The following is a 12,430-nucleotide window of genomic DNA, read 5'->3' as shown; positions in this document are numbered from 1 at the left end:
CTTAAAGTGCCGTCCCGTCCAGTGGTGGCTGCTCGGCATCCAGCCGAAGGATGTTTTCGGTGGTAACGCGTGCGATTTCACCGAGGGCTTCTCGCGTGAGAAATGCCTGGTGCGAGGTGATGAGTACATTGGGAAAGGTGAGCAGGAGGTTGAGTTCGTCGTCTTGCAACAGATGTTCGGAATGGTCTTCAAAGAAAACACCTTCTTCTTCCTCGTAGACATCAAGAGCGACGCCGCCGAGGTGACCTGTTTTGAGCGCATCGAGAAGCGCGGTAGTGTCGATGAGCTTGCCGCGGCTGGTGTTGATGAGATAGGCGCCGTGTTTCATCTGCTGGATAGTGTCGCGATGGAAGAAATGGAAGGTCTCCGGGGTAAGCGGGAGATGTAGGGAAATGATGTCGCTGTTTTGCAGTAAAGCGGTCAGGGAAGTGTATTCAATGCCATGCTGGGCGGCCCAATCTGCGGTCGGAATGAGATCGTGGGCGATGACGCGGCAATCGAAGCCGCGAAAGATCTGGGCGGTGATGCGACCGATCTTGCCCGTACCAATAATGCCCACGGTCTTACCGGCAAGATCGAAGCCGACCAGTCCATTGAGTGAAAAGTTGTGCTCACGGACGCGGTTATAGGCGCGGTGGATGTGGCGGTTGAGAGTAAGTAGCAAGCCGATGGCGTGTTCCGCGACGGCGTGGGGCGAATAGGCCGGTACGCGTACTACCGCGATGCCGAATTCCTGAGCAGTCTTAAGGTCGACGTTGTTGAACCCGGCACAGCGCAGTGCAATGAGTTTTACGCCGCCTTTAGCAAGTCCGGCGATACAGGCGCGATCGACGTGGTCGTTTACAAAGATGCACACCACGCGCATCCCGTCGGCGGTGGCAGCGGTTTGCGCACTGAGGCGGAATTCATGAAACTGCCAAGCAATGCGCTCGTGGCCCAAGGCACGGTCGAAGTATTCGCGGTCATAAGGCTTCGCGTCGTAAAGTGCGGCGTCAATCATATTAGATTTCCTTCTTGCAATCCGGTGGGTTATGGCCAAGGCAAATCTATTCTAACTCTAATTTTCCAACAGGATTACCATAATAAAAAATAGAGCGAACAATATTGCAATTTAACTTTTTGTTAAATAATGAAAAATACTGGAAGAATGAATCCGCCTTGTTGGTCATGCGCTATTAATTGCATCCAACAACGATTGGGTTGTTCTGCGCAAGAATAAAGAACAAGAATTCTTGATTCTAGATCCCTTTGGTTTGACGTTGATGCTCCAGTGACTGTTCGGTCTTCGCCATCGTGGTTTCCACTTTACCTCACGTCTCGCCGCATCGCGGCCGAAGGCCGATTACTACGTTCATTTTATATTGGAAGAGACTGTGGATCTAACTAAGTCTGATATGATGACAGCCAAATCGGTCAATTAGCTTAAAACATAGGGAATGACATGAACACTAGAGTATTAAATTTCTTTGTGACGTATTATATTACGTCATTTCGGACGTCTAATTGTAGTTAGGTCTCTAGAGAGAATCACCTTGGGCATTCACGCAGCGTCAGGAAAGCTTCACTGGAACTACTTTCTAGCGTTAGAACGAGATCTCGATGTTGTTTCGCGCTACATAGAGTTCTGCGAACCGAACTTCAGCGTCTATTCAATAGAGCTAGCGCATCTTCTGTTCGCGGCCGCCTCTGAAGTCGACATCGTTGCCAAGCTCCTTAGCGAGCGGGTCGCGCCTGCGATGCCACGCGGAAACATCAACGAATACAAGGCGGTGCTTCTGTCGGCCATCCCCGACCTCCCGACAGCTGAAGTCTTCGTATCTCGCTATGGACTGTCGTTCAAACCCTGGTTAAACTGGGCGGGGACAGACAATCCTGTTTGGTGGCGCAGCTACAACAACGTCAAGCACGAGCGAGACGCCTATTTTCAAGAGGCCACCCTCAAGAACTCGCTGGACGCGCTTGGAGCACTTTTGCTTCTTACGTTCCACCTGTATTCACGCGTTCTGGCCGTCCCGCCAGAAGTCTTGCTTGCCCCAAAGGACGCTAATGGCCAGCTAGATCCGCCATCGGCGCTGATGCGTCTAGATGAAAGTCTCTACTACTCGCCTCTGATCGTATGAGTGTTCGTCCAGCTAGGTCTAACCATTCCTTCAAGCGGACCCCGCCTTCGGCGGTCCGCTTAAGTCAAACTTTAGGCCTTAGATGACGTCCGACGAACATGTCCTCTCCCTTGGCAAGCTTCTGGGAAACATCCATGTGCTTGAGATGTCTTTGCGTGTTTTTCTAATGAACAGACCTGGCGCGAGAGTTGTGCACGAAGTATACAGCACCGATTTGTTGAATCTACCTGCTGGATCAGAGCTACCTGAGAGCGACTTCACCTCGTTTGCTTATCTCAGTGAGCTAGTAGATCGGTTCAATGAGGTGGCCGTAAGTGATGAAGCACCTACGATCGATCAACGCGTGGTTGAAGTTCGGAATACCCTCATGCATGGCTGCGTTCTTGGCTCCATAAACGAATTCCCTGTTCACATTCTTAAGTTCTCCAAGCCATTATCTGGCAGAGTCTGTGTCACGATAAACGAGAGGATGACTACCGAGTGGTTTGCGCAGCAGAACAGGTTGGTCTATTCTGCGGTTCAAACGGTCGCCGAGTGCCTTGCTGCCAAGGCCTGAGGCCTCTCGGTCAACCGGGCCCCGCCTGCAAGCTGCGCTCGAAGGTTCCCTCCATGTGCTGCGCGCTCCGCTGGCCAGTTACCTCAAACGTTGGACCACTCATGACTAGAGGAAGATGCATTCGTTGACGCGCCAGACTCTTGAAAAATTTCAGGTTCTCGTCTACCTCACGGCTATCGGTTGCGGTTTGACTGTCGGTATTCTTCTGCCGGGCTGGGTAGGCATATTTGATACGCTACTCTGGCCCATCCTTGCCCTGCTTCTCTATACAACTTTTACGCAAGTACCGTTGGTGCATCTGCGACAAGCAATATCCGATACCCGTTTCTTAAAATCAGCAGTTATCGGCAATTTTCTGCTGATACCAGCGCTCGTCTGGGGCACCATGTATTTCCTGCCAATCGATCCGGCAATTCGGCTTGGTATTCTGCTAGTTCTGCTCGTGCCGTGTACCGACTGGTTTGTCACGTTCACTCACTTGGGTGGTGGTGATACGAAGTATGCCATCGCATTCTCTCCAATCAGTCTGCTCCTTCAAATCGCCTTTCTGCCGTTTTATCTCTGGCTATTCCTCGGAGAAACCTTCGTGGTCACTGTGGCGCGGCAAGAAATGATTGCAGCGTTTGCCGGCCTCATTGTGTTGCCACTGATGGGGGCTTTCATTACGGAAAAGTGGGTGGAGAAAACACCTGGCAAGGTAGAATTGCTCGATAATTTGGCTTGGCTACCTGTACCGTTTCTTGGTTTGGTGGTTTTCATTATTGCAGCGACACAAGTGAATCTAGTCACTGCGTCTTTCGGTATCCTTGGTCAGTTGCTTTTAGTCTTTGTCGGTTTTCTAGTCATTGCGGGACTGTCAGCGCGTGCGCTCGCCCATTTTTTTGGGTTGCCTACCTCGCAGGGTCGCGTATTGGCATTTAGCTTGGGCACAAGAAATTCTTTTGTGGTGCTGCCACTTGCTCTTGCATTGCCGCCTTCATACGATCTGGCTGTAGTCGCGATAGTTTTTCAGTCGTTGGTTGAGCTTCTCGGGATGGTGGTTTACCTGTGGTGGGTGCCAAAAAAACTCTTCCCGCAACCAAACGAAAGCCCAATGGAGCGCTCGGGGTCTAACGAATAAGTCCAAATTTCGTCACAATACTTTTTTGCTTGCGCCTTGTTTTGTTTAGAACTTTGAATTTTTAGAAGCACCCTAAATTTAATCCAATATCAATCATCTGATTCCAAAGATCTGCCCTAGAATCATGGCTCGGAAAGTAGCTTCACACATGTCATCAGGGGATTGCCGATAGCGTACGCAATACGTATTCTGCTGTAGGGCGGGGTGCAAGCTGGTTATCAAACATGACTGCATTGAGAGCGCCCAATTCGCGTGCTTTCTCTGGATGTGTTGCAAGATGGATCGCATGCTCCACTATTTCATCCGGATTTGTAAAAGAAAATTGTTCTTTCAGATGGGGGTAAGTGACTAGTAATTCCGGATTGTTCATTAATGGTTCGCCAATGACCGCGACACCGAGCGCCATGGCTAAGCCAAACTTGGATGAAATGCAGCCGGAAATGCCTTGTGTGTAAATAACGACTTTAGTACGTGCCAGTTTTTCGAGATATTCTGCTTGACTAAGGTACGGATGAAATACTGCCGCATATTTTTCTGGCAGTGACTCATGATTTGTGAAACCGATTACTTTATTGAGTGTGGGTATGCATGCAAGTTTTTTTATGATTTTGTAGCGATGCTCCATGACCACTTCATGCGGAGGGACCTTGCGAAAACTGGTTACAAAGAAAATATCGATATCCTTATGAACCGTGCGATGTGCGAGGATTTTTTCGAGTGGCTGGAAATTTTTATGATCACGCAGACGCCATTTTGCATCAGCTAAGTGGCTATCATAAAGTTGACTGTAACCTAAACCTGGTTTAAATCCGAACCAAACGGAAGGAAGTACCAATTTGCGGCTAAGAGTCAAGAATGATTTTAACCGTAGCGGGAAGAATTGAGATATGTTGCGAATTTTCTCGTGAAATACTTTCAGTGCAGGGTTACGCGCGATTTCATCTGGATTATAGTTAACCTTAAAATAGACATCCACGCATTGCAATAGTGGCAGGTGATATCCGCCGGAATAGTTTTTAGCATTTACAGAGTTGGCATCGTGCGTATCGATACAAAAGTACCAGTCGTTATCACCCTGCCGAAGCTTAAAAAGAGCCATTGTAAATAATAAGTGCTGCCAACTGGTATTCTGAATAGCCGGTTTTAAACGCATTGGGAGTATGTGAGTAACATTGACTTGCAGTTTGTCGTCGCTTTCCAGTTCCTTAAAGCCATGCAGATAATAGCCGGCATAATAAGCTCTTGAGGTATCGTAGAAAGTAAGATGAGGCTTGGTCATGTCGAGTAATTCATCTGAAGTAAAGCAGGGAATGGGGAAGTATTGTTCATACAGTCCATTCGGTTACTTTTTCCCGTAGAGACAACAGGGCGGCAGCCTGCTTGTCAGAGCCAGCTTGATACCATTGATCGAGTGCTGCACGTGCAGCACTGATTTCATGGGTAAGATTGAGTGCGCGAAAATCCGGAGTATAAAATACCCGTGCGACCAATGCTCGTGTTGCCCCTAGACGAGGATATTGAGCGTATATCAAATCTCCCGGTATCGGCAAACGGCTATCGTTAACCCGTCCGATACCCGCAAAACCAAATGGTATTTCTTTGCTTAGTACGATATCTGCAAGCATGTCCAGAAGGCCGGAGGTAAGCACTTCGAAATGATTGGATAGTTTCATGTCCAGATAAAGGTCATTCAGCCCGAAGTGGATTTCATCAATACCCGGAAGTTTGGTAATTTCCTGCAATCGCATTGCAGCAGCTGCTGTTTCGACAAGTAGGGAAACAAGTGCGCGGCCTTGCACAAGCTCAATAAAGGTAGCAGCTTCTTTCACAGTGCGAAACATGGGCAACATTAGAACACTGACGCCTTGATCGATCAAATAATTGATTTCATCACGGGAGCCAGCGTGTATTGGATTGGTGCGCGTGAATAATGCAGCATGTGTTAATTTGTCTCGGATAGTTGGGAGTTCTTGCAGCTGATGATTTGAAATCCATGCTTTACTGGAATCTTGGCGATTTTCTTTACCAATTCTCTCCAGATCGAGGCCAATCCGATTGATGCCTGCAGCATCTCCAGCTTGCGCTAGATCTGGATCATTGGTAAATAATGTCAGAATAAAATCATTGCCATAGTTCATCAGACTTGCCCCAATTTGAAAATTATCAGAATTATCGGCAAGCTATGACCAGAGCTTTAAATATTAGAACCGGTAAGGAATCTTGTCGGTATTTAATGGCAATCGCCACTCATCTGGATCTTCATAGGCATAGGGGCGATCAAAGTAATTAATGAAGCTACTGTCGGAGTTCTCCATATTCTGCAAGCCATGCCAGATTCCCGGTGGAATAGTGATTAATGTAGGTCGCAGACGACTTAGAAGAAAGACATTGACATCACCGCGCGTAGTCGATTCAGGGCGGTCATCATACAACACAAGTTTGATCGATCCGTTGGTTACGAAAATAGTATCCGTCTGATATTCATGCACGTGCCACGCACTGATAGCTTTGGCGCGCAGAGTGGCATGAATGATATGGCGTATCTGATCAGGGCCAATCGGCCACTCCGGCCGGTAGATCTCGGTTGTGATGCCATTACTTGTAATGATGTTGGATGTCTCTTTGGGTGCTATACCGTCAAGAAGAGTACGCGTGAGCTTACCATCCGCGGTGGCTGTTTGTTTGTCTTTTTTCGCATCTTTCAGCATTATTATTCATTCTCTTTAATAGGTTAGGGAACATCAATAATTAGAGAAATGAGCATCATAGTTTAATTCGCATTTTCTAGTTATCTCTATGTGCAATGTATCTCAAAACGCCACAATGCGAAAACGTATTCCACCAAACACGTTAAGCGGTGGGCCGGGTTCATAGTAGCGACCTAGAGCTGCATTGATACGAGTATTTGCATTATATTGTGAATCAAACAAGTTGTTAATACCAATAAATACAGAGCCTTCGATTCCATTGCGTTTCAGTTCCCAGCCTGCCAATAACTGCCCGAGGTTATAAGCCGGATTGGTGGCGGTATTGACGTCATTGACGTAAAACTCACCGACACGATGCACATGGACTTGCCCGAAGAAACCGAACGGGTGCGAATAGCGCACTAATCCTTCCCAGCGATGTGCGGGAATGCCGGGAAAGCTATTGCCTTTCAGACTAACATCGTTGACCACATATTTCTCGAATTCAAAATCCGAATACGTGTAGCTGACTTCCCCACGCAGTCCTTTCCATTCCGGCGTAGCGAGACGTGTTTCCACGCCGATCCGGCGCGATTGCCCGGCGTTGCGGAAAAACGCCCGGCCCGGTGAGGAGGGCAATTCAAACGGCGTAATCTCATCCCAAGTGCGGATAAAAAATATTGCCGTGTCGTATTGAAATCCAGCCGTGTTGCCGCGAAAGCCGAGTTCGTTGCTGAGCGAGGTTTGTGCATTCAGATTGGGGTTGAATCCGCCTCTTCCGGCGGGGTTGTTGAGCAGCTCGGTCGTGGTCGGTGCTTCAAACACGGAAGCGACATGCGTATAAATCTGCTGCTGATCGGTCAGGTGATACACCAGCCCGGCCGAGCCACTGGCTTGCGACACCGTTCTGGAGCCGGATTGGTTGCCATCGGTTCTGAATTGATCCTTGACTTGATAATTCAGCCAATCCCACCGGCCACCAATGACCAGATCCAGTTTGTCTTTGATATTCCATTCGTTGCGGAAAAACGGCCCGGTGCTTTGCACGCGCTCGATCTGACTCAGATTCAATGCGCTGCGCACACCGAAATTGTTGTTAAAGCGCTGGCGGTCATCGTTTTGTATGCCGTAATCCACACCCGCCAGAAAACGGTTAGGCCGGTTAAATAAAATGTGATCGTTAACAAACTGTACCATCAGTCCGCCTACCCAACGATCAAACTGCACCTGCCCACCGTCGAAAAACGCCTGACGGCTTTGAAAATCACGATGCAGCAGATGTGTGGTTATGCTGAATTCTTTGCCAGCAGACGGTCTGTGACGGAAACGCGCGCCCATTTCCTCCTGCCGGATTTCCTCACCGGCGTTGTACTGCACGTTGCGCGCCGAAGCTTGCCGGGGATTGGCCTGTGCTTCTGCGCTGGTCAGAGCACCAGGATCTTTCGACAGCGGTGAATAAAATTCGCGGAACACCAGCATCAAGTCCGAATCGTCGCTCGTTTTGAAATTTAGTTTGGCTTGTGAAAACGTATTTTGCATCGCGCTGTGGTCGCGCCAGCCATCTTGTTGTGTATGGGAACCATACAAACTGTAACCGAAATTCCCTTGCCGCCCGCCCATGAATAATTCCGATTTCAGGTAACCATACTGACCAAACACCTGGCGCGGCATGACGACAAGCTTTTCCGGCGGTGCTTCGCGTGTGGTGATGTCGATCATGCCGCCGGATGCATTGCCGTACAGCGCAGCGGAAGGCCCACGCACAATATCCATACGCTCGATCAACGAAGGATCAATCGAATCCAACTGCGTTTGCCCATCCGGCAACGTGGCCGGAATGCCGTCGACGCGCATCTGAATGCCGCGCACCCCAAACGGCGAGCGCGCGCCAAACCCGCGAATCGCGATGCGCACATCCTGGGTGAAGTTAAACTGATTCTGAAAGAAAACCCCTGGCGTGCCGTGCGCGAACTCATCCAATGTTGCGCCGGGTTGGTAGTTATGTTGCGGATTGCGCGTGATTTGCGTGATGCTGTTCGGAATCTGCGCTGGTGCGCGTTCGCTGCGGGTAGCGGTGATGTTGATGGAATCAAGAGTGACGGGTTTCGGTGTTTCAGGTTTTTGTGCCCAGGCGGAGAATGTAATGGCAATGGAACCGGTCAGGGCGATTAAATGCCGAATAATCCAGCGTAACCGGGAAAAACAACCTAAAAAAGAATGTGCAGTAGGAATGAAAAACATGGAGCAAGTGTACCATTCCGCCCATCAACGTTAAATTACCGGATCACTGTGCTTGAGTTTTGATGTGATGAAAGTTATCGTGCTGATAATACGAAATGAAGCGGTGAATCAATTATGATGAGTTGGATTTAATCGGAAAATCCATGTAAAAATCTGATGGGTCATTGAGTAGTGTATCAAATAATGAAAATTCAAATCTATTTGACTTCGGGTGGTTGATTGGTCGATTATTCGTGTTAAAGAACAATCGCCCGGTCATTTTTATTGGCCGGATATCGACGTGGATCTTACGATCGAATCCATCGAGCACCCGGAAAGGTTTCCGTTGAAATAAAAAATCAATAATAAAATCAATACCAGAGAGAATGGATGAACCTCTTAATTCAACATAGTGGTTAGTTATCGCGAAACCTCCAAAAATCGCATTATCCTGCTAGGTGCCAGTAATCTGGCGTTATCCCTACGCTTAGTTACCCATCTGATGCAGCAGCGGTTTGGCGGGCCGAGCGAGATTTTGGTGGCTGTCGGACATGGGCGTGCGTATGGATTGGCTAATCAAGTTCTACTGCGTGGGTTGCCGGGGATTGCTGCGAGTGGATTATGGCCGCAGCTTGCTACGGCCGAACCATGTCCGGCGGTTGCATTGTTGACGGATATTGGCAATGATATTTTGTTCGGATCGCCCCCTGAGCAGATTTTGCGATCGGTGGGTTGGTGCATTGAGCAGTTGCAGAAACAGTCTGTGCGGGTTGTGGTGAATAACTTGCCGATGGCTTCGATTGAAGATCTGTCCGAGCGGCGTTACACATTCTATCGCAATATTTTTTATCCGTTCTGCCGATTCCCCCGAAGTGAAACCGTGAGCCGTGTTCGAGCCGTGTATCAAGGATTGATTGATATGGCATCGCGCCGGAATTTTACGTTATATGAGCAGGAGCCGGTTTGGTTTGGGCCGGATGGCATTCATGTGCATTACTGGAAACGGCGAGCATTTTATCGGGCTATTCTAGAGCAGTTACCATTGCTCAGTGATAGGCAAGGGGGGGGTGAATCTCCGGATCAGGTGCCGTCCATGGTTCGGCAGGCTCACTACGAACGGGATCCACATCTTGTTGTTCGCCCTGAATTTGCCGAAGGGTTGAATCACAGTTCCCATTTGATCAGCGAGAAATGGTTGCTAACCTGGCAACAGCGGCCGCAATTTGCTTATAAGACGGTAATGGGACGAGAAATACATTGCCAGCAACCGAGCGGCCGGTTAGCGGATGGCACAACGATCTTCAAGTACTGATACGTATTGATCGCGATCAGCGTGTTTGACAGCCCATTCGCTTATATCTGCGAGCATTCGCAGTTCACGTAGTACGCTGGCGTTGGGGTAATTGACAACAGTATTGGGTGTTGGTATAACTGCCAACATGAAATCTATCGAACTACTTCGACAGCGCATAGTATTGGCTGAGAACAAATTCGCCGAGCTCGTGCTTTGGCGACTTACCCAGCCGTTGGCAGAATCTGAACATACTTTTAAGTACCGTCTTGCCTATGTGGTTAATGGGGAATGTGTTCTTCGGTATGATAACGAGGCAGGGAAAGGCGATCATCGGCATTGGGGTGAGAAGGAATCCGAGTACACGTTCTCTACCCCAGAAAAGTTATTGGTAGATTTTCAACATGATATCGAGAGGTGGAATTATGAAAACAGTGATTCTTGACGTTCGAGATCCAAAGGAAGCGATGGCTGACTTTGCCCAAGCCTGGAATTCGAATAAGCAACAAAAATCGGATCGAATCAGTTTTGCATCACCAGAATTACTGTGGAAAGTGTTGACCGCAAAACGTTGGGAGCTTTTGAAAGCGCTTTGCGGTGCGGGTCCAATTTCAATTCGAGAGGTTGCGCGGCGTGTAGAACGTGACGTTAAAGGTGTGCACGGAGATGTTGTCGCGCTTCTTGAGGCGGGTCTGCTCGATCGCACTAAAGAGGGTGCGATTGAGTTTCCTTATGAGGCCGTGAAGATCGAATTCCTGTTGCGAGCAGCTTAGTTTTAGTATTGGCACAGGGAAGTAGCCAAACAATGCGCCTAACTAGAATTCATCTTGTTGAATTGATCAACGATAGCGTTGCAATGGCACTCAAAGCTGTGGAAATTTCACCTGCGGCTAAGAGCCGATCTTGAAGCAAACCCGAAACTGTTAATTCATGGGAACAAGTCGATTTGCACCTTAATGATGATACTGGCCTTCCATCAGATATTTCCTTTTTATGAGCAGTTACCGACCGAGCCACGAGGGCGATATGTGCCGCTAAATGGTGCTCGCTTATTTGGCAGGGCGAGAATTCTGATAAGCCTGTTTCTGATGTTGGTGGTGTTATCCGGCTGTGTGCATCAGAAATTTGTCAGTGAACCTTATCCTCGCTGGGGGGATGAAAGCAGTATTTCTCAATCGGGTGGTAATGTACCGCTGATCCTGCGGACGCTTGTTCCGCCAGAGCCCGCTAAAGCGCCAGCCTGCGTATTGCTGGTTCACGGTATGAATGAACATATCGGGCGTTATGGCGAAGTGGCGCATTATTTTGCCCGGCAGTTTTTTGTTGCAGGGTTCGATTTTTATGCGCATGGTCTGTCCAATCCGGTACTGCAACAGGCGGATCAATCACTTGCGGAAGGTGCAGGCAAACAGGAAGTTGGCGACGCTTTCCTCGCGCAATCATTGTTGCATGATCTGGAACCGCTACGCAGGACTCTGGATTTGGCGCTCAAACAGACGATCACGCTGTGCGATGCACAGAGTGATTCGAAGCGGCCTGTGTTTATTGTTTCGCACAGCTTAGGTGCTCTGGTTGCCGCTTCTTATTTGATGCAAGTTCGGAATGAAGATGATCCGGCCAAGCGCGTGCGGGGTATTGTTTTTCTGGCACCGGCGTTTGCTGTCAGTGAACCGCCCGGATGGCGTGGTTGGGTGGAAAATCCGTTGATCAAACTGTCTTTTTATGCCGAGACGCATTTTCTGTACCCCCAGAATGAGCCTTTGCCGCTGTTGATATTCAATCAGTTGTTCTCATTGATAACTGTGCCACTATTAGATGGCATGTTTGAAGTATTTTCCTGGCCGGGCTTGCGTAGCTTTCTGACGCCTATTTCGCCGGGTTGGGTAACGGATTATCTGACCGATAGTGAAGCGGAGAAAGCGCACTTACGCGCTGATAATTGGATCGTCCGCCGCAGCTTGTTGCGGTACGTGAAAGGTATTGAAGAAGAGGTTGTGCGCTTTCGCCGTAAAATGGATCAATTCACAATACCCTATTATCTGGTTTATTCGGAACATGATCCGATTACACCAGCCTGGGGCAATGAGGATTTTTCTCGCGCTACATTGAAGAATTATTCTGATAACGCAGTCTTGGCACTGCCCAATCTGCATTATCACCAACATCTGTTTTTAAAAGAACCTGCACGCACTGAGCTTCTGATGAAAATTGAAAAATGGATGGATCATCGGTTACGCACTCTTTAGAAACTCAAACCGATATGCTTGAATAAGTCAGTGTTTCCTTAGGACGATTCAATGTGAGTTTTGTCACATGCTTGTGACTACAAATGCAGCTATTAGAAAGATTCTTCAGCTTGCCGAAGCCAACGTGCCGGGCGAGGCCTGATAGTGGCTGCGGCGACGAACAGACGTAGAGGGAGTGTTTCAAGATGGA

The 12,430-nt window shown here is 48.6% G+C and carries 13 protein-coding genes; 8 read left to right on the top strand and 5 right to left on the bottom strand.

The annotated features are described in order from the left end of the window. Position 1: 1 nt before the first annotated feature. Positions 2 to 1,000: a 2-hydroxyacid dehydrogenase gene (locus ACH10T_RS10990; RefSeq protein ID WP_394809321.1), complete on the bottom strand. Its 999-nt coding sequence runs from the start codon at positions 998 to 1,000 to the stop codon at positions 2 to 4. Between the two features lie 532 nt (positions 1,001 to 1,532). Here ACH10T_RS10990 and ACH10T_RS10985 point away from each other — a divergent pair. The 3 genes from ACH10T_RS10985 to ACH10T_RS10975 all read left to right on the top strand — a co-directional run bounded on the left by ACH10T_RS10985 (position 1,533) and on the right by ACH10T_RS10975 (position 3,796). Further along, on the top strand, positions 1,533 to 2,120 hold the full coding sequence (locus tag ACH10T_RS10985; protein ID WP_394809320.1) for a hypothetical protein: 588 nt from the start codon (positions 1,533 to 1,535) through the stop codon (positions 2,118 to 2,120). Positions 2,121 to 2,202: 82 nt separating this feature from the next. Then, entirely contained in the window at positions 2,203 to 2,676 is a 474-nt protein-coding gene (locus ACH10T_RS10980; RefSeq protein ID WP_394809319.1) for a hypothetical protein, read from the top strand. Between the two features lie 124 nt (positions 2,677 to 2,800). Beyond that, a complete protein-coding gene (locus tag ACH10T_RS10975) occupies positions 2,801 to 3,796 on the top strand; it encodes an arsenic resistance protein (RefSeq protein ID WP_394809318.1) in 996 nt (331 codons plus the stop codon). A 154-nt stretch (positions 3,797 to 3,950) separates the two neighbouring features. Here ACH10T_RS10975 and ACH10T_RS10970 read toward each other — a convergent pair whose 3' ends face one another. The 4 genes from ACH10T_RS10970 to ACH10T_RS10955 all read right to left on the bottom strand — a co-directional run bounded on the left by ACH10T_RS10970 (position 3,951) and on the right by ACH10T_RS10955 (position 8,724). Next, positions 3,951 to 5,075, bottom strand: coding sequence for a hypothetical protein (locus ACH10T_RS10970; protein ID WP_394809317.1), 1,125 nt, complete (start codon positions 5,073 to 5,075; stop codon positions 3,951 to 3,953). 46 nt (positions 5,076 to 5,121) lie between these two features. Further along, positions 5,122 to 5,934 (bottom strand): aldolase/citrate lyase family protein, encoded by an 813-nt coding sequence (locus ACH10T_RS10965; RefSeq protein WP_394809316.1) that lies wholly within the window; start codon positions 5,932 to 5,934, stop codon positions 5,122 to 5,124. 63 nt (positions 5,935 to 5,997) lie between these two features. After that, entirely contained in the window at positions 5,998 to 6,504 is a 507-nt protein-coding gene (locus tag ACH10T_RS10960) for a cupin domain-containing protein (protein WP_394809315.1), read from the bottom strand. 102 nt (positions 6,505 to 6,606) lie between these two features. After that, positions 6,607 to 8,724: a TonB-dependent receptor family protein gene (locus ACH10T_RS10955; RefSeq protein ID WP_394809314.1), complete on the bottom strand. Its 2,118-nt coding sequence runs from the start codon at positions 8,722 to 8,724 to the stop codon at positions 6,607 to 6,609. A gap of 211 nt (positions 8,725 to 8,935) precedes the next feature. Here ACH10T_RS10955 and ACH10T_RS10950 point away from each other — a divergent pair, with 211 nt between their 5' ends. From ACH10T_RS10950 to ACH10T_RS10930, 5 genes are all read left to right on the top strand, one after another. Further along, on the top strand, positions 8,936 to 9,058 hold the full coding sequence (locus tag ACH10T_RS10950) for a DUF2442 domain-containing protein (protein ID WP_394809313.1): 123 nt from the start codon (positions 8,936 to 8,938) through the stop codon (positions 9,056 to 9,058). Between the two features lie 57 nt (positions 9,059 to 9,115). Then, positions 9,116 to 10,015 (top strand): hypothetical protein, encoded by a 900-nt coding sequence (locus ACH10T_RS10945; protein WP_394809312.1) that lies wholly within the window; start codon positions 9,116 to 9,118, stop codon positions 10,013 to 10,015. A 91-nt stretch (positions 10,016 to 10,106) separates the two neighbouring features. Then, positions 10,107 to 10,439: a DUF6516 family protein gene (locus tag ACH10T_RS10940; RefSeq protein WP_394809311.1), complete on the top strand. Its 333-nt coding sequence runs from the start codon at positions 10,107 to 10,109 to the stop codon at positions 10,437 to 10,439. Beyond that, positions 10,420 to 10,767, top strand: coding sequence for a DNA-binding protein (locus ACH10T_RS10935; protein WP_394809310.1), 348 nt, complete (start codon positions 10,420 to 10,422; stop codon positions 10,765 to 10,767). Before ACH10T_RS10940 ends, ACH10T_RS10935 begins: the two co-directional genes overlap by 20 nt. A gap of 186 nt (positions 10,768 to 10,953) precedes the next feature. Next, positions 10,954 to 12,240: an alpha/beta fold hydrolase gene (locus ACH10T_RS10930; protein ID WP_394809309.1), complete on the top strand. Its 1,287-nt coding sequence runs from the start codon at positions 10,954 to 10,956 to the stop codon at positions 12,238 to 12,240. The last annotated feature ends 190 nt before the right edge of the window (positions 12,241 to 12,430 follow it).

Origin of the sequence: Nitrosomonas sp., from assembly GCF_043753625.1 — a bacterium.
In the GTDB taxonomy this organism is placed as follows: domain Bacteria; phylum Pseudomonadota; class Gammaproteobacteria; order Burkholderiales; family Nitrosomonadaceae; genus Nitrosomonas.
This window is presented reverse-complemented; position numbering and strand designations above follow the sequence as displayed.

What these genes read in the sequence shown, in the direction of transcription:
- ACH10T_RS10990 (WP_394809321.1), bottom strand. Translation starts at nt 1,000, where the DNA reads ATGATTGACGCCGCACTTTACGACGCGAAGCCTTATGACCGCGAATAC.
- ACH10T_RS10980 (WP_394809319.1), top strand. Translation starts at nt 2,203, where the DNA reads ATGACGTCCGACGAACATGTCCTCTCCCTTGGCAAGCTTCTGGGAAAC.
- ACH10T_RS10970 (WP_394809317.1), bottom strand. Translation starts at nt 5,075, where the DNA reads ATGACCAAGCCTCATCTTACTTTCTACGATACCTCAAGAGCTTATTAT.
- ACH10T_RS10965 (WP_394809316.1), bottom strand. Translation starts at nt 5,934, where the DNA reads ATGAACTATGGCAATGATTTTATTCTGACATTATTTACCAATGATCCA.
- ACH10T_RS10960 (WP_394809315.1), bottom strand. Translation starts at nt 6,504, where the DNA reads ATGCTGAAAGATGCGAAAAAAGACAAACAAACAGCCACCGCGGATGGT.
- ACH10T_RS10955 (WP_394809314.1), bottom strand. Translation starts at nt 8,724, where the DNA reads ATGTTTTTCATTCCTACTGCACATTCTTTTTTAGGTTGTTTTTCCCGG.
- ACH10T_RS10935 (WP_394809310.1), top strand. Translation starts at nt 10,420, where the DNA reads ATGAAAACAGTGATTCTTGACGTTCGAGATCCAAAGGAAGCGATGGCT.
- ACH10T_RS10930 (WP_394809309.1), top strand. Translation starts at nt 10,954, where the DNA reads ATGATACTGGCCTTCCATCAGATATTTCCTTTTTATGAGCAGTTACCG.